The sequence below is a fragment of the Nitrincola sp. A-D6 genome (assembly GCF_000764495.1).
Classification (GTDB): Bacteria; Pseudomonadota; Gammaproteobacteria; order Pseudomonadales; family Balneatricaceae; genus Nitrincola.
Genome location: NZ_JRLB01000030.1, coordinates 1 through 21,617, shown reverse-complemented (window position 1 = coordinate 21,617; position 21,617 = coordinate 1). Strand labels below are relative to the sequence as shown.

Here is a 21,617-nt window from a genome sequence, read left to right as displayed (position 1 = left end):
ATATCGCGATATAACGAAATATATATCGTATCTTGACGATATACAAGCATAAGCAGCTTATGCATACCATCCTCTGGTGCTGCTTAGCTATTTACCGGACTTTTTATGACTTAAACAAGTGCACAATAAGAGAGTTGTACTAATAGTACACGATACGTATTATGTATTCGTATTGAAATTATCTGAATCGCTACAGAGAGCAAGGCTTTAATGAACATGCCGTAGCAAAAGGTTTACGCTCCACCCTTCCAGGTCTATTATCAAAAGCCTCTGCCAATGCCTGCGGACCCTGAGAATGCCAAAACAACAAGATGATTTAATTCAGGATGACAGCTTCTATAAAGCGCTCCTGGAATCGACAAAAGCCATTCCCTGGAAGATTGATTGGGAAACCCTGACATTCGCTTATATCGGCCCGCAGATTGAAGAGCTTCTGGGCTGGAAGCGTGATAGCTGGGCGGGCATTAACGACTGGGCTGAGCGCATGCATCCTGATGACCGTGAACGCGTGGTCAATTTTTGCGTAGCTCAATCCAAGGCCGGTGCCGATCATGAAGCTGATTATCGCGCTCTTACAGCCGATGGTGAATATATCTGGATCCGCGACGTGGTCCATATTGTGCGCAATAGCGAAGGCCAGGTGGAATCACTGGTCGGCTTTATGTTCGACATTACTGAGCGCAAAAAGAATGAAGAAGAACTGCTACGACTACAGCATGAACTGCAGGAACTATCCTTCAAAGACGCACTTACAGGTGTCGCCAATCGACGTATGTTTGATGAGCGCCTGGAGGCGGAGTGGATGCATGCACAACGCCATCAGCAGCCACTATCTTTAATCATGATAGATATAGATTTATTTAAACAATACAATGATATGTATGGTCATGTTCAAGGTGATTCCTGCCTTAAACAGGTAGCTCAAACGCTCAATTCAGCCGTATTACGTTCGGGTGATTTTTTTGCCCGCTTTGGTGGCGAAGAGTTTGTTTTGATTCTCCCTCAAACAGAAATCGATGCTGCAGTTAAGGTGGCAGAACGCTGCCGTAAGTTAATATTTAAGCAGCAGATCCCCCACCCCGCCTCTGATGTCAGCTCGGTTCTGACAATCAGTATCGGTGTTGGCACGCATACACCAGCGCGCCAAGATCAGGCCAGCGATTTTATTGAAGCGGTTGATCGTCGCCTTTATGCGTCCAAGCAGCAGGGTCGCAATTGCATTGTCAGGTAAGCACTACCAACCCATAACTTTTTGGTACTGAATACTGTATTCTAGCGCACGAATAACTTCGTTTTAGAGCATCGCATGTCACAATTTTCAGAGCTTAACCTTTGTCCGGAACTGCAGTTCACTCTGACGCAGCTGGGCTACACCGCGGCCACCCCGATTCAGACACAGGCCATCCCGCTGATTTTATCCGGAAAGGATTTGGTCGCTGAAGCGCAAACCGGTACTGGTAAAACCGCCGCATTCGCCCTGCCGATGATTGAGCGCCTGAAACAACCAGTCATTACCGACGGTTATCATGCGATTCGTGGACTGGTACTGACGCCGACACGCGAACTGGCTATTCAGGTGGGTGATAAAACCCTGGCCTATGGTGAGCACCTGGCATGCGGGTGATCTCTATTTATGGCGGCGTCCGCTTTGATAACCAGCTACGCAAAATGAAATGCGGGGCCGACATACTGGTCGCCACACCGGGGCGACTGCTGGATATGCTTAAACAGGGCAAGCTGTCGCTGGCACAGTTGGAAATACTGGTTCTGGATGAAGCCGACCGGATGCTTGACCTGGGCTTTATAGATGCCATACGCCAACTCATGTCCTATATGCCCAAGCAACGCCAGACCCTGCTGTTTTCTGCTACGCTGGATGCTTCTGTAGATGCATTAAGCGAAGCCCTGCTGCAAGCCCCTGTGCGCATTAATACCACCGAGCGCAACAGTGCGGCAAAGTCTGTGCAACAACGGGCTTTTGCAGTCGATAATCAGGATAAATCCGATGTGCTCAGCTACCTCATAGCTGGGTGTAACTGGTCGCAGACACTGGTGTTTACCCGTACCCGCAAGCGCGCTGACCTAGTCGCCGCTTACCTGAATCAAGAACAGATTTCAGCTGTAGCTATTCATGGTGAAAAGCTGCAACGAGAGCGCAATGCTGCCTTGGCTGCTTTTACTCAGAACGAGGTGCGTGTATTGGTGGCAACGGATGTGGCTGCACGCGGACTGGATATTGCCTCACTGCCACAAGTGGTTAACTACGACCTGCCCAACCAGCCAGAGGCCTATATACATCGTATTGGACGCACCGGGCGTGCCGGTAAGTCCGGACTTGCCATCTCCCTGGTAGCACCCGATGAGCGCCGCTATCTGGATGCCATTTCCAGCCTGATCGGCAAACCCATTTTAGTGGAATCCGTGCCTATGATCTCGCAGGGCAAACTGCAGCAGGGCCGTAAAGCCAATGTTCAGACTAATCAGGCTAACAAGCCAAGTAAGGCTGGTAATAAGCGTTCAGCTTCCTCGAAAAAGGCTGTAAAGGCCTCGCCAACCAAACAGTCTGCTGGAAAATCAGCGCACCCTGCCCCGTCCTCCAGTAAGGCTGAGCCTTCAGCCAAGGATAAGGCGGGACGTGGATCTTTGTTTGGGCGCTAAAGGGTAATTAAAAAATAACTGGCTGCCCCCTGTGCGCTGGTTTTACAGGCCTGTATACTAGACGCCTTTTCGTTCCTGCGACATATTCGCACTCAGTCTGATAGGCCTGCCTTTGATCTCCACCGCTAACATTACCATGCAGTTTGGTGCCAAACCGCTATTTGAAAACGTTTCCGTAAAATTTGCCAGGGCAATCGCTATGGTCTGATTGGCGCCAACGGCTGCGGAAAATCCACCTTTATGAAGATTCTTGGCGGTGATCTGGAGCCAGTGGTGGCCAGGTGATGCTGGATGCCCATGTGCGCCTGGGCAAGCTGCGTCAGGATCAGTTTGCCTACGAAGACTGCAGTGTCATAGATACGGTTATCATGGGGCATACCGAACTCTGGCGTATTAAAGCTGAGCGTGATCGCATTTACGGGCTGGCCGATATGTCGGAAGCTGATGGAATGGCAGTTGCGGATCTGGAAGTGCAGTTTGCTGAACTGGATGGCTATACGGCCGAAGCGCGTGCAGGCGAGTTGCTCCTGGGTCTGGATATTCCGATTGAACAGCATTTTGGCCCGATGAGTGCCCTGGCACCAGGCTGGAAACTGCGTGTACTGCTGGCGCAGGCACTGTTTTCCGATCCGGATGTATTGCTGTTAGATGAGCCAACTAACCATTTGGATATTAATACGATTCGCTGGTTGGAAAACATCCTGGTATCACGCAACAGCACCATGATCATCATCTCCCATGACCGTCATTTCCTCAATCAGGTTTGCACTCATATGGCTGATCTGGATTATGGCGAACTGCGACTGTTTCCCGGCAATTATGATGAATACATGACCGCGGCCACCCAGGCACGTGAACGCCTGCTGTCTGATAACGCCAAGAAAAAAGCACAGATTGCAGAACTGCAAACCTTTGTCAGCCGCTTTTCAGCGAATGCTTCTAAAGCCAAGCAGGCCACCTCACGGGCGAAACAGATAGATAAAATTCAGCTGGCTGAAGTAAAGCCCTCCAGCCGAGTGAGCCCCTTTATTCGCTTTGAGCAACAGAAAAAACTCCATCGCCAGGCTGTCACCTTAAAAGAATTAACTAAAGGTTTCGATGGTATCCCACTGTTTAAAAAACTTAATTTGCAGATTGAAGCTGGTGAGCGTGTCGCCATTATCGGTCCCAACGGTATAGGCAAAACCACCCTGCTGCAGTGCATGGCTGGCAATATACGCCCTGACTCCGGTGAAGTGAAATGGACTGACAGTGCTGAAGTTGGCTACTTCGCTCAGGACCATACAGATGATTTTGCCAATCCTGCCACGCTGATGGAATGGATGTCGCAGTGGACTCAGGGTGGCGAACAAGTGATTCGCAGCGCTCTCGGTCGGATGCTGTTTTCAGGTGACGAGATTAGCAAATCGGTCAAGGTTATTTCCGGTGGTGAGCAAGGACGCATGCTGTTCGGTAAACTGGCGCTACTTAAGCCCAACGTGATGCTAATGGATGAACCAACCAACCATTTGGATATGGAGTCTATCGAGGCACTGAACCTGGCGCTGGAAAACTATCCGGGTACGTTGATTTTTGTCAGTCATGACCGGGAGTTTGTATCGTCATTGGCCACGCGTATCGTTGAGTTGAGTGCCACCGGTATTACTGACTTTAGCGGCAGCTATGACGACTACCTGCGCAGCCAGGGTGTTGTATAGCCGCGCAGTTTAAACGAGCCGTTTAAGCAGAAGTGCTGGCATCAGGTTAACGCGGCAGTAAATAGCGGTTTAACAGGGTGTCAGTGCGGTGGCAATCCGGCATAAATTCCTCCATCAATGCATGAAAGCGCCGGTTATGCAGGCGCTCCAGCAAATGCACCAACTCATGCAGAATAATATAATCCAGACAGGCCGGTGGCAGCTTTACCAGTTCGGCATTCACCCAGATGCGCGCCGCACGCACATTACAGGTGCCCCAGCGTGTTTTCATACGCTTGATACGCACCTCATTGGCACGCGTACCACTCACCGCTTCCCAGTAAGGCACCCGCTCTTCCAGGCGTTGTTGCAACTGTTGCCGTAACCAACTGTTCAGTAACTTCTGTAATTGCTCTGGACTGCTTTCAGCCTCAGTCAACACAATAATTTTTTCCTGATCAAACAGCACCCTTGCCCGGCCACTTGATGGCTGTAATATCAACGGATAGCGCTGCCCCCAGAGCAACAGTTCAGTTGCACTGATTTCAGGATCAGAAAGTTGGGATTTTTGTTGTAGCTGAGCGCGTTTACGTGCAATCCATTGCTGCTTGCTGTGTAAAAAACGGGCTATCTCCGCATCACTCATGCGTCTGGGGGCGGAAACCCTGACACGACCATCGGGTTGCTCGATACGCAGGTAGAGATGTTTGATCGCTTTACGTTCAACAAGCAGATTTTCAATTACCGGTATAGAAAAAGCACCTGCATCGGACAGGTGCTTTTCTTTGGAACCAAACAAAAAATTCCAGGTATCAGACCTGAACATCAATAATTTGTCCTACCGCACTGGTGGGATCGGCTTTAACACCTGCCGGATTATCGGGAATCAGATTCACAATCATTTCACCCTGGGTTTCTATCTGATCCAGCACGATTTTATTCATTTTTGCGGCATGCTCTGTGTGGAAATTTAACGCACTCATCGCCGTACCGGTTGCTGCTATATTCACGAAACCTCCTGTGAATCTAATAAATCAGCTTGGCAGTCAGGTGCAATCATAGCACGCTTAACTGTCGGTATTAAGGTCATCGGCCCTGACTCCGAGAACTTTAATTAACTACCACTAAGGTTACTAAAGGGTGCCACGTAAGAGGCAACCCGCTGAGGTTGGCAGTTCAGAAATGCCGAGGACTGTAACCAGTCCTGATCTGGATAGTAGGTAAACAGTAACTGGCCACCCTTTAGGTTATCAACCACCAGCTCAACTACATCCTGACGCACAGCAGGACAGCCCTGGCTGCGGCCAATACGTCCCTGGCTATCTACCCAGCTTGGGTCAACATAATCAGCTGCATGAATCACGATAGCCCGCTCACGCGCTTTATCGTTAACGCCAGGCTCTAAACCATCCAAACGCAGGGAATAGCCGTGACGACCGACATAGCTTTCCTGGGTACGAAACAACCCAATACTGGATTGATGGCTACCGACAATATTTGAAAAATCAGTCGCATAGTTTTCACCTGAACGATTACCATGAGCAACCAGATCTTCCAGCAGCAAACGTTGCTCATTCAGATCAAAGATCCACAAACGCTTTTCTGAAGAAGGCAAAGAAAAATCAATCACCGCCAGACGCTCAGCACCCGCCAGCCCATTGCTGGTCGCACATTGCATTGCAGCCAGGGCTTTATTTAATACTAAGGGGTTTAATTCCGGAGCTTGAGTCAAAAGCTTATCAGATAAGTTTTGAGGAAGGTATTGGGCGTGAACAGGTGAAGTAAAGGTAAGTAACGCGGCGGCAACCAAGCCGATCATGCTGATGGGGTAACGCTTCATAGACAGTTCCTCATAGAAAACTCCTGAACATAACGCACGAAATCTCTGTTACTGAGCGGCGATATGTCTATACTCAAATAAGTGTTGAAAAATCAAATAGGCAGAGTTTAGCAGGCATCGCATGACAGGAAAACATCTGTATAAAAAAACATCAGTATATTTAGCAGTTTTTTTTAAGCCTGCAGCTTCTTATGCCACTCAATGTATCGGCAGCCACACCCTTTGAGCGGCAGAATCTGTTGTCTGAATTTCAGCGACTCACTGCTGAAGCTTCACCTTGGCGTGATCCTGTGCGCCTGGAACAACTCTATATTAACCTGCAGGCCCTGGAAGATGATGGCTTGACACCCGATCATTACGACATCCCGTTGGTTGCACAGCAAATACTGCATCTTGTTGATACGGAAGCGGTCTACCCCCCCGCTCCGGATGAAGTGGCTTTATCTGCGGCCTATCTTAATGCGCTGATGGATCTGCAACTGGGACGAACGCACGGAAGCGGTGTAGAGAATTATTTAAATTACCGCAATCAGATGCCAGACCCTCATGCTCAGATTCTCGATCTGGCAATTGAAGGATTGAAGGATATTGATCAGGCGTTTAGCCAGGCACGACCGGACACACTCACTTACACTAATTTGCGCAAAGCTTATCAACAACTGCGTAAGCAGACAGCTGAACAGCCCCTTTACTCCCTATTTACCCGGATTTCCCTTCTCTGCGCCCGGGCTTGTCGATGATCGGGTGCTACAGCTACGTAAGCACTTATCGTTATCCTTGCCGGAATTGGAGCCTGCTCTCTACGATACCGAGGTTGAAGCTGCCGTCAAAGCCTTCCAACAAGCCGATGGCTTACAGGCTGACGGTATTGCCGGGCCACAAACACTCCGCTTTTTAAACCGCACTCCGCAGGAACGACTGGATCAGCTACGGGTGAATCTGGAACGCTGGCGCCGGATTGATCTGGCCCTGCAGGATACCCAGGTTATTGTTGATATAGCCGGTGCCACTATCCGCTTTTTTGATGAAGGGCAACTAATCGTGGATAAGCGCACACAGGTTGGCCGTCCTGACCGCCCCACTCCGCTAATGCTTAGCGATATCACTCACTTTACCTTTAATCCAACCTGGACGATTCCACCCACTATTTTCCGTAAGGATAAATTGCCCGCGATACGTGACGATCAGTCTTATCTGGAATCTAACCGGCTTAGTGTACTGGATCATCAAGGCAACCGGCTTGATCCGGACACAATCGACTGGAATAACCCGGGGCACATACTGTTACGCCAGTCTTCAGGTCCCTATAATGCCTTAGGTCAGGTGGTCATCCGCTTTCCCAACCGCGAATCGATTTACCTGCATGACACCCCGAACAAACATCTTTTTGACCGAAATCAACGCTATTTCAGCTCAGGCTGTGTCAGAGTGGAAGATGCCACCAGCTTGGTGGCCTTGCTATTGCAAACAACCCATACTGAAGCGGCAAACCAGTTTGATACCCTGTTAAGTTCAGGGCGAACCCGAAACGTTAACAGTAAAACACCTGTTGCGATCATTCTGGGCTACTGGACCGCTGAAGCCGATGAGCAGGGACAAGTGGATTACCATACAGATATATACAACCTCGATTCTATGTTATTGCGGGCGTTAAATCGCTGAAGTTCAGCCTGATTCCGGCTGAGCTCACGTGTAACAAACATTTAACTGAGCGTTAGAATCGGTTATTATTTGCCTTTTGTGCGGAGTTGGTGAGCTGTGAAGGAAGATGTCTGTACCAGTCGCAAAGCAGCCGAAATACTTGGGGTGACTCCCAGAACCATTCAGTTATGGCAGATGCCGGGATACTGGATAGCTGGAAAACACCCGGAGGCCATCGACGCTTCTCACTACACGCTGTTGAACAGCTCTCATCTGATATCCTCAGTGGTCAACATCAACAACCGGCTCAGAGCCTGAACGGCGCCCGCACTCTAACCAGCTCACAAGCTGCTGAAACCCTGACTATTGAGCCGGTTAGAGTACTGGTGGTTGACGATGACAAAACCCTGCTGCGCATCTATGAGCTAACCCTGGCGAGCTGGGGATTACCCATTAAGGTGCTATTAGCCAATGATGGTTATCAGGGATTGATTGAGGTGGGCCGCTTTAATCCTGACTTACTCATTCTTGACCTGCAAATGCCTAATATCGATGGCTTTGCCGTCATTGAAGCTTTACAGCAACAGCAACTACTGAATCAGATGTGTTTGATGGTTATTTCCGGCCTGGAAAGTGAAGAGATCGCCCAGCGCATGGAATTACCCGAATGTTGCACCTTAATCCAGAAGCCTATCCCCTTCCTGCGCATTCGTGAGCAGGTAGAGAATATTTTGCTGCAAAAGTAATCTGAAGAACCGCCTGAAACACTTAACAAGATTTCGTCTAGCGCATGGCCCCTAAACGACTTTGCGCATAGGCTGCCGCATTTGCCGGCACCTCACCAGGTGGCTGATTTTTTAACCAGCGGTTGATTCGACCTACATCACCAATCGGTGTTCTGAGCCCCTGGGAATCCAGCAGCACCATAGTGAGCAACTCGCCCTCTATCTCCGCCACCATAATCAGACAGCGACCAGACTCGGACAAATAGCCGGTCTTACTCAACATAACCTTCCAGTTAGCATTACGTGTTAAGGGGTTGGTGTTGGTGTAAGCCAGCGAATAACTCGGTGAACGGAAATGCATGTCTATCTGCCCTGCGTAGAAAACTGCCGGATCAACGGGTACTGATATACAGCTGAGCTGAGAATTAACAGGTCTTGAGCGGTTGAGATATTATCCGGTGACAAACCGGTTGGGTCAGTAAAGCGGGTATTGCTCATACCCAACAGTGTTGCAGTAGCATTCATCGCGCTGACAAAAGCCGCCGAGCCGCCGGGATAGTTGGCAGCCAGCGTGTAAGTTGCAAGATTTTCGGAAGACATCAGTGACATCTGCAGCAAATCCTGGCGACTCACACGTGTACCTGGACGCAGCCTTGAAGGCGAATTTTTACCAAAGGTGTTACTGATACGACTAACTTCCAGATTCTCATCCAGAGGCAACCCCGATTCCAGTATCACCAAGGCGGTCATGAGTTTGGTAAGCGATGCGATGGGTACTACCCGATCAGAATGCTGACTATAAATAAGCTCGCTGGAACCCAGAGGGGCTATGGCCGCATAAACCGAAGCTAAGGGTAGCTCCTGGGTGCGGCTTACACCGGCAAAAGAGGCTGTAGAAAAACCGTAAACAACTAACAGCAACAGCCCGACAACAATACGGCGCGCCATCATAACGTAAATACATCTCATAAAGACTCTATTTGAACTTTAACGAGACCAGGCTTTGGCCTCTTTTAATAATCCGCTGATATCCAGCCCTAATGATTCGGCAAGCTGTTCAGTACTGTTATATCCCGGAGATACGGGCATTTTATAACCAGTCGCTACAGCCGGTGAGGGTTTCTTTTGTTTAGCGATGCTTTCAATCCTTTTCTCGACCTGACATAACTGGTCGTAGCTCAGCTGTCCCAGAAAGTCTGAAACGGGATCTGTCATCTGTGGTTTTACCTCTATAAACAACGAAATACTGCCAAGTTTACATTAACTCAAGCGTTGAAAGGCTACCTTTCCCGTGTATAGAAAAAATCCGCGCCACTACCCACACTACTGCTTTGCGTTTCGATTTTCCACAGGGAAGAAAAGCGATAGCTTAACGTTAATACATCTACCGATTCAAGCAAACTAACACCATAACGAATATAAAGTCGCGGGGTTAAATACTTGCCAATAAAAAAAGCAGAATCCCCGGCATCATCACTGGCAAAACCAAACTCATCCAGACTCAGCTCTTCACGTAACTGTCCGGTGATGGTGTTACCACCCTGCATCGACAAGGACATAGCTGCCTGTAACATCATCGACTGCTCTGAGGCTGAAGAGTCATTAGGACCACGCCCCAGGACCAGGTAAGACATAATACTGCTATCCGGCATGGCCGGGGTCGAGAAAAGCGTGAACTCAGGGACTTGTATCGTCCCCCCTATGCGTGCACCAGCCACCACCGTATCGACAGTACGAGCCACTCGCAGATCTAAACCCGGGTTTTCAATCGGGCCACCACTAAAAATCAGATTACCGCGCTGGATGGTCATCTCCTGACCAAATAACCGGTAGTCACCACTTTCCACCTGAATGGACCCAGATGCACGGGTTGCAGTGACTGCATCATCCTGTATGCGCAAACGACCCAGCAGGCGGCCTTTAAAGCCAAAAGCCTCGACACGTACTGAGTCTCCCAGGATAAGCTCAATATCCGTCAGCAGCGGTAAATTTCGCTCTGTCAGCGGCTCATTCACTTGGTCTGCGAAGACCACATCATCAGATGCCCTGACAACATTCGGCGACTGCTGCCTGGGCGGCGGCGTTATCAGTGCATAAGGCACAGTGACACTGCCACCCACACGGATAGCTTCATCGACACGAATTGTCAGATCCGGCGAGATCAAGAGCTGAATTTCCGTATTCATCGCCTGGAAATCATCGCCCTGCAAGCTTAACTCTCCCTGCAAACTGACCAGGTTAAACTGCCCTTGCAGGCGTATGTCCCCCTGACCTGATCCAATCAAACCCGCCAGCGTTAGTATTTCAGCTTGCTCACCTTCAGCCAATAATTCGAACTGCAAAGGGTTCAGCGTAATCCCCTGTGCGGGTAAATCCACAGAGCCGTCACTTAATCGCAGCGAGCCGCGTACGGCCGGATCAGTCAGGCTGCCGCTGATAAACAGGCGCCCTTGCAGGTTACCAACAACATTTTGTGCATTCGGTGCAAACACACTGATCAAAGTCAGGTCATTGAGAGAAATGTCCAGCTCGCCGTCCAGTATTTGCCGCGATGACAATTGCTGAATATTCAAGTTCGCCAGCACCCGGCCATCCATTTCGCTGAAGTTGGCATTCAGATCAGCCTCAGTTGATCATTAGCCAGATTGATCCGTAAATCTATCGGATCCAGATCAAAATCCGGCTGATCATCTGCCGTAAGCAAACGCCCGGCCGTGGTTGTCAGTGACACTTCAGCTTCAGGTGGCCGACTCCCCTGCTGGGTAAAACGTCCATTCAGGTTTAACTCGGATTCAATCCGGTTACCCTGCAGAAAAGGATCAAGCAGATCAAGGGAAAGCTGCACCAGGCTGAATTCAGCACTGAGCCTGTCTGCTACATTCCGGTTCACACCGAAGCATAGCTCGGCAGAGGCGCCCTCTTGTTGAAGGCAGGTTTGAGTCAGCGAAAATGCCGGTGCCTCAAAACTGATCTGTGAAGCGCTGGCTTGAGTCCAGCGGCCCGCTTCCTGGCGATATACTTCCAGTCCTGACAGACGCCCCTGGTAACGCGACTGCTCCCATGCACCGCGCAAGGCCAGCGACAAGTCCAGCAGTTCACCCAGGACATCCAATTGAATAGTGTGCGACTCAGGACGACCACTACCACTGATAACCACACTATCGACTGATTGGCCTGCCAACATCAGATCATTCAGTTGCAGATCCAGTTCTGACACCTGCGCGCCGCTTAAATCAGTGCGTACCTGCCTGCTAGCGTCAGCACACGATGCTGTTGAAAACCCAGGTCGGTACCGTTGATATCCGCACGGATAGATGGCAGGTTTAAGGGCCCATTAACCTCACCGGATAATTGTAACTGGCCCGATGCTTCAGGCAGCAGCAAGCTCAGGTCAGGAGCGTCAAGCTGCACCTGCATAGCTAACTGCTGGTTAATTAATGTACCATTTATCTTTGCCTGCGCCGCGCCCAACGAGATGTTCAGCTCATCAATTAATATCTGTTCCGGACTGTAATTTACCCGCCCCTGGCCACTCAGGGACTGGTCGCGCAGCTCACCGGAAAGACTAAGCAGCTCAGCACTAAAGACAGGGCCCGACTCAGTTACCTCACCCTGGCTTTGCAGTTCAAGATTGATCAAACCACTGAGATCCGGGTTAAAGTACCCAGGATCAAAATTCCGCACAGCTATCCGGGCTTGCCATTCGGGTTGCTCCGACCAGCCGGCCTGACCGGTGACTGCAACTTCCCCCCCCAGCAGGCTTGCCAGCAAGTTTATATCACGCATTGACTCCAGGTTACCCGAGGCCGTCATGGCCAGGTCAACATCCGGCAGATCAGCACCCTGTAATAGCGTATCCAGCTCCAGGCTATAATCGGACAAACGACCGGAAAGTACCAACTCCCCCTGTGCTGATGCGAACTGGGCAGGTTGCTGCTGTAGCAGAAGTGGATAGTGCAGATTGCTCCAGCCTAAGTTCAGCTGTAACTCTGGATCAGCCCAGTGGCTAATCAGCCCACTCAGCAGCACATCCATCTCACTGTCAGGCAAGCTTAGCGCTAGCCGATCCAGGTTGAGTATTTCCCTGAAAGGCTGCACCTCAGCGCGTAGCTCAAGGGCGAGCGCGCCGGTTATATCTGTGGCTGTATGGGTATTCAGTGCCAGTTGCAAATCCTGAAGACTTCCTGATAACTGCAGCTGCCCCGTCACAGCTTCTGTCAGTGGATGGTCTAATTTTTGATTAATAATCGATTCAATATCAACTAGTTCAATATGCCAGTTAATGTCAGAAGTTAAATCATAATCAGCCATCGGATGCACTTCAGCCTGCATCTCAAGTCGGGTATTTCCGTGTGCTACCTGCAGATCATGCAGCACCAGTGTCTGCCCTCGCGTGAATGCAGATGCAGAAAACTTTTCCAGATTGAATTGCTGCTCACCCTGATGCAGTTCAATACTGGTCAGCAGCAGCGCTTCTAATTCCAACTGGATGGGTAGAGTAATGTTTGGTAATTCAGGCAGGCCTGCCGAAGGCTCTTTATCACCCTCCTGAGAAACAGGCAGATGAACAGTCAACTGATCCAGATGTATTTTTTCAATACATACTTTCATCCGCAACAGGCAAGCCGGTTTCCAGTCCAGTGCCAATTGCTCCAGCTCAATTCGGGTACCATCCTGATCATAGACAACCTGACCAAGCCGCAAATTGGTCAGGGGGCCAGAGACTGAATTGACAGTTAAAGACTCAGTCAGAAAGCCTTTGCCTATCTTTAAACCCAGCCCTGCAACACCGGGCAGATACAATATGGCAAGCAGCAGATAGACAATCAATAACAAAACAAGCAGAGGGATCAGCAGTAGTCGTTTAAATCTCACAAATCAGGTCCCAAGGTAAAGTGAATCCTAAAGCCACTGTCACTGATCGGCTTAGCCAGATCCAGACGAACAGGCCCCACGGGTGACTGCCAGCGCACGCCAACCCCCACACTGGTTTTAATCGGGTCACTAAAGTCATCAAAGGCGTTACCAACATCAGTAAAGGCTGCGAGGCGCCAGTCTGGTCGAAACATGTAATCGGCTTCAAGACTACCTACCATGAGATACTGACCGCCAATAACACTACCCTGAGCACTGACAGGACCCAGTTCCTGGTAATCATAACCTCGTACACTGTTGTCACCACCGGCATAAAAACGCAAGCTGGCTGGAACCCTGTCAAAGTCGCTGCTAACCAGCGCCCCCAGATCGAAACGTGATAATAAACGCCAGTTTTCACCCATCGGATCAACTCGCTTACCGCTCAATGTCAGTTGCAGCAGACTGACATCAGACAGTAAGGACTCTGACGCTCCAGCAATACCAAAACCTAGACTGTATCCCTTGCGGGTATTGAAGCGATCATCAGCTACGGTCTTGTTAAACTGCGCACGCGGTATCAGTAATAACTGATCACGGGTTTCCTGATCAAAGGTATATTGCTCTTGCTCCAGATCCAGAGACAAGACCCGCTCCCAGTCACCGATCTGCTTCTGCCATATAGCACCAACAGCATAGGTTCTTGATTCTATGGTGTCGGAATTTTCATCAGAATAACGACTGCGAATACCATACTGATCAAAACGGGGGTCTTTTCCCGGGATCATATAACTGCCGGTTAAGTCGTTACGTATTTGCGATAAACGCATGCGCGCATCCATTTTGTGCCCGCGACTATTCACATAACGTCGCTCCACACCTAACTGTATTCTGGCACCTGTGTCTGTACCAAAACCTACACCTGCCTGGTAAAGACTACGGGGTCGCGGCGTTAGCGAAACCTGAATAGGAATTTCACCATCTTCCAGCTCATTCAGTAAGGGTAAAACTTCCACTTCGGCAAAATAATTGCTGTCAATTAGTGCGCCTTGTAAATCAATCAGCTTCCCCACATCCAGATAATCACCTTCCGAAAAACGGGGGTACCGACGCAGCAATTCTTCAGAAATAGGCGATTTGGCAAAGCGTATTTCACTAATACGGATACGTTGACCTGTGGCATAGGTCATTTCTATCACAGCCGTATTGGTCATCCGATCAACGACTATGCGTGAGCGCTCAAATTTAGCTCGGTAATAGCCTCGCTCAGCCGCCGTGGATTGCAGACGACTCTTCAAACTCTCATAATCCGGGTGCCGCAGCGGTGCGCCGGTTTGCATCGGCGTATTGTCTAGCAGCGCAATAAAAGCCGAGTCAGTAGCACCCTCCCCTGTAATAAGAATATCAACACGTTCCAGTTGTGCACGCACACCGGCATCGACCAGGTAGCTGGCTAACCAGTTGCCATTGGGTAATTGCTGCAGTTCGGCAGTGACTGTTGGGTTGTAATAGCCAAAGGGCTCCAATGACTGGCGTACTTCATCTTCAGCACGACGATGCAGATAACGTAAGCGGCTTTCGTTGGTAATCGACTGGCTTTCCAGAGAGGTGATACTGAGAAATGCTCTGACATTATTGGCCAATTCGTCCGGGATCCCCTCGACCTGCAGGGTTAATTCTGCACTGAAAACAGGGGGGCGCCCAGCAGAAGACCAACACAAAGCAATCTACGAAAGCGGCGCGAAAATCTATTCGATTGAATGGTAAATTTCTCCATACTTACACTGAACAGCTGCAGTCAGGGCAGCCAAGTCTAAGAATGGCATAAAATACCCTGATCGATCCAGAGAAGGATAGATAAAAACAGAAAAAGAAAGGCAGCCGAAGCTGCCTTGATCGATCCAGAGAGCAAACCAGCAGGCTAAGCCTTGGTGACTAGCCCCTGCAGATTCATAATCTCTTCAATTTCCGAAAGACTGGCTGGATCATCAATGGTTGAAGGTACTGTGTACTCTTTTCCATCTGCAATCTGGCGCAGTAGCTTACGGAGGATCTTTCCGGAGCGGGTCTTTGGCAGACGCTGAACCACTATGGCACGATTGAAGCAGGCAATAGGGCCTATCTCTTTGCGCACCATCGCAATCAGTTCTTTTTCCAGTACCTCTTCTTCCGTTTCCACCCCCTCTTTCAACAGAACCAGGCCGATAGGAGCCTGTCCCTTGAGCGGATCGTTAACGCCGATTACAGCACACTCGGCAACGGCAGGATGTGCTGCAACGATTTCTTCCATTTCGCCTGTCGATAAACGATGCCCGGCAACGTTTATCACGTCATCAGTACGCCCCATAATGAAGACATAGCCCTCTTCATCCATGTAACCACCATCACCGGTGGTATAAAAACCAGGCGCTTCAGTCAGATAACCGGTACGGAAGCGTTCGAAATCACCCCATACAGTTGCCAGACAGCTGGGGGGTAGTGGCAGTTTTATGGCAATAGAACCCTGCTCACCCGGTGGTAGCGGGTTGCCCTCCGGATCCAGAATCTGAATATTGTAGCCAGGGATCGGCAAGGTTGATGAACCCGGCTTGGTAGGTTTAGGCTCTATTCCCATCAGGTTGCCACAGATGGCCCAGCCGGACTCAGTCTGCCACCAATGATCGACTACCGGCTTGCCGGTTTTCTCAACAGTCCAGTCATAGGTAGGTGGATCAAGACGCTCACCTGCCATAAAAATAGTTTTCAGTGCAGAGGTATCATATTTACCGAACTCAACCGCATCGGAATCTTCTTTTTTAATCGCTCGGAAAGCGGTCGGCGCAGCAAACAATGCTTTAACACCATAGTCTGCACAAACACGCCAGAAGGCGCCGGCATCAGGGGTACGCACAGGTTTACCTTCGTAAACTACGGTAGTGCAACCTGCCAGCAGGGGCGCATAAACAATGTAGGAGTGCCCTACCACCCAGCCAACATCTGACGCTGCCCAGAAAACTTCACCCGGGTTCATGTCATAGATGGCTTTCATGGAGTACTTCAGTGCTACTGCATGTCCGCCATTATCGCGCTGTACGCCTTTAGGCTTGCCAGTGGTACCCGATGTATACAGCACATAAAGTGGATCCGTACCCTTGACCGGAACACAGTCCGCTGGCTCAGCTGTCGCCATGGCTTCGTGCCAGTCTATATCCTGACCGTCTATCAATTCAGCTTTGGCCTGGGGACGCTGCAGAACCACACAGCGCTCTGGCTTGTGTGCAGACAGGCGCAGCGCTTCATCCAGCATCGGCTTATATTCAATAATCTTTTTAACTTCAACGCCACAAGAGGCTGAGACCACAACCTTGGCTCAGCGTCTTCAATGCGTACAGCCAGCTCATGCGGTGCAAAACCGCCAAATACCACCGAGTGAATCGCACCTAATCGCGCCACAGCCAGCATTGCGATCAGCGCTTCCGGCACCATCGGCATATAAATAATGACACGATCGCCCTTTTCCACACCCTGCTGTTTTAGAACGCCAGCAAATTTAGCGACCTGATCGCGCATCTCAGAGTAGCTCAGCTTGCTACGGGTATCGGTTACAGGTGAATCAAAGATAAGTGCGGTCTGATCACCACGACCCTGCTCTACATGGTAATCCAGTGCCATATAAGCGGTATTCATTTCACCATCGGCAAACCAGCGGTAGATACCGTTTTCATCCTTAGACAGAATCTGCTGTGGCTGCTTGTACCAGGGCAGGTCAGCTGCTTTTTCGGCCCAAAATTCTTCCGGATTTTCAACAGATTTTGTGTATTCAGCATGGTAGGACATAGAGCGGGTCCTTTTTATTGGGTTATTAAAAGCATTATTGAGGGGCTGGCCTTATTATTGTTGACACTTGGCCCTTCCGAGAGTGCTCACTTTAACTAAACTAAACCATAATTTAACTAAGACAAAAGGATGATAAAGGCCATTAAATAGCAAAAAAGTGCCTGATTAGCAGTATTTACCACAAAAAAATAAATAGCAGAACAATTCATGGTGTCGACAATCCTGCCCAAAAAATGTTTGAGCGTGCTTAGGCTGACACAACTTTGTCATCTCAAAAAATAGCGGCAACACAAAAGTTTTTCATTCATACATGAATCAGACTCAGGCAAAATGGCATGAAATTCAGGTACAATCCCCCATCCCGCGTCAGGTAAATTTTCTAAGGCATATCCCGTGAGCAGATCCGCAGCATTTACATCTCTGGAACAGACACTTAATCAGCGCATTATGATTCTGGATGGTGGTATGGGCACCATGATTCAGAATGAAAAACTGCAGGAGGAAGATTACCGGGGTGAACGCTTTGCCGACTGGCCCAGTGACGTAAAAGGCAATAATGATCTACTGGTACTGACTCAACCGGATATGATCCGTCGCTTGCACACCGAGTATCTGCAAGCTGGTGCTGACATCATTGAGACCAACACCTTTAATGCCACCGTAATTGCCATGGCTGATTACGACATGCAATCCCTCAGCCGCGATATCAATGTCGCTGCGGCACGCCTGGCCCGTGAAGCCTGTGACGAGATGACGGCAGAGACCCCTGATCGTCCGCGCTATGTTGCCGGGGTGCTGGGACCAACCAACCGCACCGCCTCTATCTCACCTGACGTGAATGATCCTGGCTATCGCAATGTCTCTTTTGATGAGCTGGTTGAAGCTTATACCGAATCCATTGATGGCCTGATTGAAGGCGGCATCGATCTGATTTTAATCGAAACCATTTTTGATACTCTGAATGCCAAAGCCGCGATCTATGCGGTTGAGTTGTATTTCGATGAGCATCAACTGCGCCTGCCGGTAATGATTTCTGGCACCATCACCGATGCCTCCGGACGCACCTTATCAGGCCAGACTACTGAAGCCTTCTGGAACTCTGTACGTCACGCCCGCCCGATCACTATTGGCCTTAACTGTGCACTGGGCCCCAAGGAACTGCGTCAGTACGTTGAAGAGCTGTCGCGCATTTCTGATACTTATGTATCTGTACACCCAAATGCAGGCCTGCCTAATGCTTTTGGTGAGTACGACGAAACGCCAGAACAGATGGCCGTCGAGATCAAGGAATGGGCTGAGTCCGGATTCGTCAATATAGTCGGTGGTTGCTGTGGTACCACGCCGGAACACATTAGGGTAATCCGTGAAGCCATAGAGCACTGCGCCCCCCGCCCACTGCCAGATATTCGTATCGAGTGTCGCCTGGCGGGTCTGGAACCTCTGAACATCGGCGCTGAAACCCTGTTTGTAAACGTGGGCGAACGCACCAACGTCACCGGCTCGGCGCGCTTTCGCCGCCTGATCAAGGAAGGTGATTACGAAACCGCATTAGATGTTGCCCGCCAGCAGGTAGAATCCGGCGCACAGATCATCGACATCAATATGGATGAGGGCATGCTCGATGCTGAAGCGGCGATGATCCGTTTCCTCAACCTGATCGCCTCGGAGCCGGATATCTCCCGCGTTCCCATCATGCTGGACTCGTCCAAATGGGAAATTCTTGAGCAGGGCCTGAAACGTATTCAGGGTAAGGGTATCGTCAACTCCATCAGCCTGAAAGAAGGTGAAGCCAACTTCATCGAGCAGGCACGCAAAATCCGTCGCTATGGCGCCGCCGTGGTGGTGATGGCATTTGATGAAACCGGTCAGGCCGATACTTACCAGCGCAAAATCGAAATCTGTGAGCGCTCGTATAAAGTACTCACCGAAGAAGTTGGTTTTCCTCCCGAAGACATTATCTTCGACCCCAATATTTTCGCCATCGCCACCGGCATAGAAGAGCATGACAACTACGCCGTTGACTTCATCGAGGCGACCCACTGGATTAAGCAACACTTGCCCTACGCCATGGTATCGGGTGGTGTCTCTAACGTGTCCTTCTCTTTCCGCGGTAATGACAAGGTTCGAGAAGCCATCCATTGCGTTTTTCTTTATCACACCATCAAAAATGGTATGGATATGGGGATCGTTAACGCCGGTCAGTTGGCGATCTATGACGACCTGCCAGACGAACTTCGGGAACATGTTCTGGACATAGTGCTCAACCGTCGTGCTGACGGTACCGAGCGTATGTTGGAGCTGGCGGAAAAATACCGTGGTGATGGATCCGTCGCTGTTTCCACTCAGGATATGGCCTGGCGTGAACTGAGTGTTGAAGAACGCCTGGCGCACGCCTTGGTTAAAGGTATTACCGACTATATTGACGCTGACGTGGAAGAGTGCCGGCAGAAATTTGATCGTCCGATTCAGGTCATCGAAGGCCCGCTGATGGACGGCATGGGTATAGTCGGAGACCTGTTCGGCGCTGGCAAAATGTTCCTGCCTCAGGTGGTAAAATCGGCACGGGTAATGAAAAAAGCCGTCGCCTACCTGATGCCTTACATTGAAGCCGCCAAGGCCGATAATGCCAGCAGCTCGGCAGGTAAAGTGATCATGGCAACGGTTAAGGGCGACGTACATGATATCGGTAAAAATATCGTCGGAGTGGTACTGCAGTGTAACAACTTTGAAGTCATTGACCTGGGTGTCATGGTGCCCTGCGAAACCATTCTCAGAACTGCACGCGAAGAGAACGCCGATATTATCGGCTTGTCAGGTTTGATTACCCCATCACTGGATGAGATGGTGCATGTGGCCAAAGAGATGCAACGTCAGGATTTCCACATTCCATTGATGATCGGCGGTGCTACTACCTCCAAAGCGCATACCGCGGTCAAGATCGAAACCCACTACAAAAATCATCAAGTGGTGCATGTTACCAATGCATCACGCTCTGTTGGCGTGGCCTCTTCGCTACTATCCAAGGAAAAGAAAGATAATTTTATCAAAGAGATAAAAGAAGAATATCAGGCAGTACGCGAACGGCATGCAGAGCGCCAGAGTGATACCCGACGCATCACCCTGGAAGCGGCACGGGCTAATCACTTTCCGATTGACTGGCAAGATTACACCCCGCCTACACCACTACAGCCAGGCATTCAGGTATTCGACAACTACGATCTGAATTTGCTGCGGGAATACATTGACTGGACCCCCTTCTTCCAGGCCTGGGAGCTGGCGGGACGTTTCCCACGGATTCTTGATGACGCGGTTGTCGGTGTTGAAGCTCGCAAGCTGTTTGATGATGCCAAGGCCATGCTGACCGACCTGATCGATAACAAACGTCTGACCGCCCGTGCGGTTATCGGGCTGTTTCCGGCAAATCAGGTGGGTCATGATGACCTTGAGCTCTACACGGACTCATCCTGTGAGCAGGTGTTGATGCGCACCCACCACCTGCGGCAGCAGATGCAAAAAATCCCCGGTAAGGCCAATATGTGTCTGGCTGATTTTATTGCGCCGAAAGCCTCTGGTAAACAGGACTGGATTGGTGGCTTTGCCGTATCTACCGGGTTCGGTGTTGATGAGCTGGTTGAGCACTATGAGGCACAACAGGACATTTATAACAGCATTATGGTCAAAGCCCTCGCCGATCGTCTGGCAGAAGCCTTTGCTGAGCACCTGCATGCACGCATCAGACGCGAATTCTGGGGCTATGCAGCCGATGAGCAACTGGATAATGACGCACTGATCAAAGAAAAATATCAGGGCATCCGGCCCGCACCCGGCTACCCGGCCTGTCCGGAGCACACCGAAAAAGGTCAGCTATGGCAGTTACTCAATGTTGAAGAAAACATCGGCATCACCCTGACTGACAGCTACGCTATGCTACCGACGGCCGCCGTGAGTGGCTGGTACTTCAGCCATCCGGATTCACAATACTTTGGTGTCGCCAAAATCAGTGAAGATCAGGTGGAGAGCTATGCCAAGCGCAAAGGCTGGTCTATGCAAGACGCCGAACGCTGGCTGGCACCTAACCTGGGTTATGAGCCGGAGCAGAAGTGACCGGCTCATAGCAACTTGTTAAGCGACCTGTAACCGGCCAACAGCTTAACTTAAGAAGTTTGAAAGTTGATCTACGTGAGATTTTGTTTCCGTGATTAAATCAGCTATTTGTGAGGCTGCATTATTTGAATTTAGTGCGAGCGTTCGCACTTCATCTGCAACAACGGCAAACCCTCGACCTGCATCACCTGCTCTTGCGGCTTCAATAGCCGCATTCAGTGCCAGTAAGTTGGTTTGCTTAGAGACAGCATCAATACTCGTAACAATTCCCTGAATCCTGTCTAATACTTGCGACATAGTATC

18 protein-coding genes and 2 pseudogenes are annotated in these 21,617 nt (G+C 50.1%); 8 read left to right on the top strand and 12 right to left on the bottom strand.

The window, feature by feature from the left end; translation table 11 throughout:
• Nucleotides 1–295 precede the first annotated feature (295 nt).
• The 4 genes and pseudogenes from LH51_RS06040 to LH51_RS06030 all read left to right on the top strand — a co-directional run bounded on the left by LH51_RS06040 (nucleotide 296) and on the right by LH51_RS06030 (nucleotide 4,355).
• Nucleotides 296–1,231 carry a GGDEF domain-containing protein gene (locus LH51_RS06040; protein WP_036520715.1) on the top strand — a complete coding sequence of 312 codons (936 nt, stop codon included), beginning with the start codon at nucleotides 296–298 and terminating at the stop codon, nucleotides 1,229–1,231.
• A gap of 75 nt (nucleotides 1,232–1,306) precedes the next feature.
• Complete coding sequence (locus tag LH51_RS23460; protein ID WP_052063493.1) at nucleotides 1,307–1,624, top strand: DEAD/DEAH box helicase; 318 nt, start codon at nucleotides 1,307–1,309, stop codon at nucleotides 1,622–1,624.
• Complete coding sequence (locus LH51_RS22265) at nucleotides 1,615–2,658, top strand: DEAD/DEAH box helicase (protein WP_052063492.1); 1,044 nt, start codon at nucleotides 1,615–1,617, stop codon at nucleotides 2,656–2,658. Before LH51_RS23460 ends, LH51_RS22265 begins: the two co-directional genes overlap by 10 nt.
• A 112-nt stretch (nucleotides 2,659–2,770) precedes the next feature.
• Nucleotides 2,771–4,355 (top strand): annotated as a pseudogene (locus LH51_RS06030) (ABC-F family ATPase).
• A gap of 46 nt (nucleotides 4,356–4,401) precedes the next feature.
• Here LH51_RS06030 and LH51_RS06025 read toward each other — a convergent pair.
• From LH51_RS06025 to LH51_RS06015, 3 genes are all read right to left on the bottom strand, one after another.
• Nucleotides 4,402–5,160, bottom strand: coding sequence for a M48 family metallopeptidase (locus LH51_RS06025; protein ID WP_052063491.1), 759 nt, complete (start codon nucleotides 5,158–5,160; stop codon nucleotides 4,402–4,404).
• Nucleotides 5,147–5,344: a hypothetical protein gene (locus LH51_RS06020; protein ID WP_036520713.1), complete on the bottom strand. Its 198-nt coding sequence runs from the start codon at nucleotides 5,342–5,344 to the stop codon at nucleotides 5,147–5,149. Before LH51_RS06020 ends, LH51_RS06025 begins: the two co-directional genes overlap by 14 nt.
• Nucleotides 5,345–5,448: 104 nt before the next feature.
• Nucleotides 5,449–6,174, bottom strand: a complete 726-nt coding sequence (locus LH51_RS06015; protein ID WP_036520711.1) for a murein L,D-transpeptidase catalytic domain family protein — start codon at nucleotides 6,172–6,174, stop codon at nucleotides 5,449–5,451.
• A 191-nt stretch (nucleotides 6,175–6,365) separates the two neighbouring features.
• On the opposite strand from LH51_RS06015, the gene LH51_RS20425 reads away from it, so the two are divergent.
• The 3 genes from LH51_RS20425 to LH51_RS06005 all read left to right on the top strand — a co-directional run bounded on the left by LH51_RS20425 (nucleotide 6,366) and on the right by LH51_RS06005 (nucleotide 8,561).
• Nucleotides 6,366–6,914 (top strand): hypothetical protein, encoded by a 549-nt coding sequence (locus LH51_RS20425; protein ID WP_052063490.1) that lies wholly within the window; start codon nucleotides 6,366–6,368, stop codon nucleotides 6,912–6,914.
• 4 nt (nucleotides 6,915–6,918) lie between these two features.
• Nucleotides 6,919–7,836 carry a L,D-transpeptidase family protein gene (locus tag LH51_RS06010; protein ID WP_144244191.1) on the top strand — a complete coding sequence of 306 codons (918 nt, stop codon included), beginning with the start codon at nucleotides 6,919–6,921 and terminating at the stop codon, nucleotides 7,834–7,836.
• Nucleotides 7,837–8,003: 167 nt separating this feature from the next.
• Nucleotides 8,004–8,561 (top strand): response regulator, encoded by a 558-nt coding sequence (locus LH51_RS06005; protein WP_052063488.1) that lies wholly within the window; start codon nucleotides 8,004–8,006, stop codon nucleotides 8,559–8,561.
• Nucleotides 8,562–8,598: 37 nt separating this feature from the next.
• Here LH51_RS06005 and LH51_RS23455 read toward each other — a convergent pair whose 3' ends face one another.
• The 8 genes and pseudogenes from LH51_RS23455 to LH51_RS05970 all read right to left on the bottom strand — a co-directional run bounded on the left by LH51_RS23455 (nucleotide 8,599) and on the right by LH51_RS05970 (nucleotide 17,210).
• Nucleotides 8,599–8,901: a hypothetical protein gene (locus LH51_RS23455; protein ID WP_081960693.1), complete on the bottom strand. Its 303-nt coding sequence runs from the start codon at nucleotides 8,899–8,901 to the stop codon at nucleotides 8,599–8,601.
• Between the two features lie 2 nt (nucleotides 8,902–8,903).
• Complete coding sequence (locus LH51_RS23450; RefSeq protein WP_081960692.1) at nucleotides 8,904–9,509, bottom strand: serine hydrolase; 606 nt, start codon at nucleotides 9,507–9,509, stop codon at nucleotides 8,904–8,906.
• A gap of 18 nt (nucleotides 9,510–9,527) precedes the next feature.
• Nucleotides 9,528–9,755: a hypothetical protein gene (locus tag LH51_RS05995; protein WP_036520709.1), complete on the bottom strand. Its 228-nt coding sequence runs from the start codon at nucleotides 9,753–9,755 to the stop codon at nucleotides 9,528–9,530.
• A 65-nt stretch (nucleotides 9,756–9,820) separates the two neighbouring features.
• The gene (locus tag LH51_RS05990; RefSeq protein WP_160173685.1) at nucleotides 9,821–11,113 is read right to left on the bottom strand and encodes a translocation/assembly module TamB domain-containing protein; all 1,293 of its coding nucleotides are present in this window, start codon (nucleotides 11,111–11,113) and stop codon (nucleotides 9,821–9,823) included.
• A gap of 41 nt (nucleotides 11,114–11,154) precedes the next feature.
• Nucleotides 11,155–11,757 (bottom strand): hypothetical protein, encoded by a 603-nt coding sequence (locus LH51_RS05985; protein ID WP_036520707.1) that lies wholly within the window; start codon nucleotides 11,755–11,757, stop codon nucleotides 11,155–11,157.
• Between the two features lie 11 nt (nucleotides 11,758–11,768).
• Entirely contained in the window at nucleotides 11,769–13,415 is a 1,647-nt protein-coding gene (locus LH51_RS05980) for a hypothetical protein (protein WP_036520705.1), read from the bottom strand.
• The gene (locus tag LH51_RS05975) at nucleotides 13,412–15,115 is read right to left on the bottom strand and encodes an autotransporter assembly complex protein TamA (RefSeq protein ID WP_036520703.1); all 1,704 of its coding nucleotides are present in this window, start codon (nucleotides 15,113–15,115) and stop codon (nucleotides 13,412–13,414) included. The genes LH51_RS05980 and LH51_RS05975 overlap by 4 nt, the downstream gene beginning before the upstream one ends.
• A 200-nt stretch (nucleotides 15,116–15,315) precedes the next feature.
• A pseudogene (locus LH51_RS05970) lies at nucleotides 15,316–17,210 on the bottom strand (propionyl-CoA synthetase).
• A gap of 393 nt (nucleotides 17,211–17,603) precedes the next feature.
• Between LH51_RS05970 and metH the strand changes: the two are divergent.
• A complete protein-coding gene (gene metH / locus LH51_RS05965; protein WP_036520701.1) occupies nucleotides 17,604–21,314 on the top strand; it encodes a methionine synthase in 3,711 nt (1,236 codons plus the stop codon).
• 45 nt (nucleotides 21,315–21,359) lie between these two features.
• On the opposite strand, the gene LH51_RS05960 is transcribed toward metH, so the two are convergent.
• A partial coding sequence (locus tag LH51_RS05960) for a methyl-accepting chemotaxis protein (RefSeq protein WP_036520700.1) occupies nucleotides 21,360–21,617 on the bottom strand: 258 nt, incomplete at its 5' end.

Bases quoted from the DNA above. Each gene is read 5' to 3' on its own strand.
- LH51_RS06040 (WP_036520715.1), top strand. From the start codon at position 296: ATGCCAAAACAACAAGATGATTTAATTCAGGATGACAGCTTCTATAAA.
- LH51_RS23460 (WP_052063493.1), top strand. From the start codon at position 1,307: ATGTCACAATTTTCAGAGCTTAACCTTTGTCCGGAACTGCAGTTCACT.
- LH51_RS22265 (WP_052063492.1), top strand. From the start codon at position 1,615: ATGCGGGTGATCTCTATTTATGGCGGCGTCCGCTTTGATAACCAGCTA.
- LH51_RS06025 (WP_052063491.1), bottom strand. From the start codon at position 5,160: ATGTTCAGGTCTGATACCTGGAATTTTTTGTTTGGTTCCAAAGAAAAG.
- LH51_RS06015 (WP_036520711.1), bottom strand. From the start codon at position 6,174: ATGAAGCGTTACCCCATCAGCATGATCGGCTTGGTTGCCGCCGCGTTA.
- LH51_RS20425 (WP_052063490.1), top strand. From the start codon at position 6,366: ATGCCACTCAATGTATCGGCAGCCACACCCTTTGAGCGGCAGAATCTG.
- LH51_RS06005 (WP_052063488.1), top strand. From the start codon at position 8,004: ATGGCAGATGCCGGGATACTGGATAGCTGGAAAACACCCGGAGGCCAT.
- LH51_RS23455 (WP_081960693.1), bottom strand. From the start codon at position 8,901: ATGCATTTCCGTTCACCGAGTTATTCGCTGGCTTACACCAACACCAAC.
- LH51_RS23450 (WP_081960692.1), bottom strand. From the start codon at position 9,509: ATGAGATGTATTTACGTTATGATGGCGCGCCGTATTGTTGTCGGGCTG.
- LH51_RS05995 (WP_036520709.1), bottom strand. From the start codon at position 9,755: ATGACAGATCCCGTTTCAGACTTTCTGGGACAGCTGAGCTACGACCAG.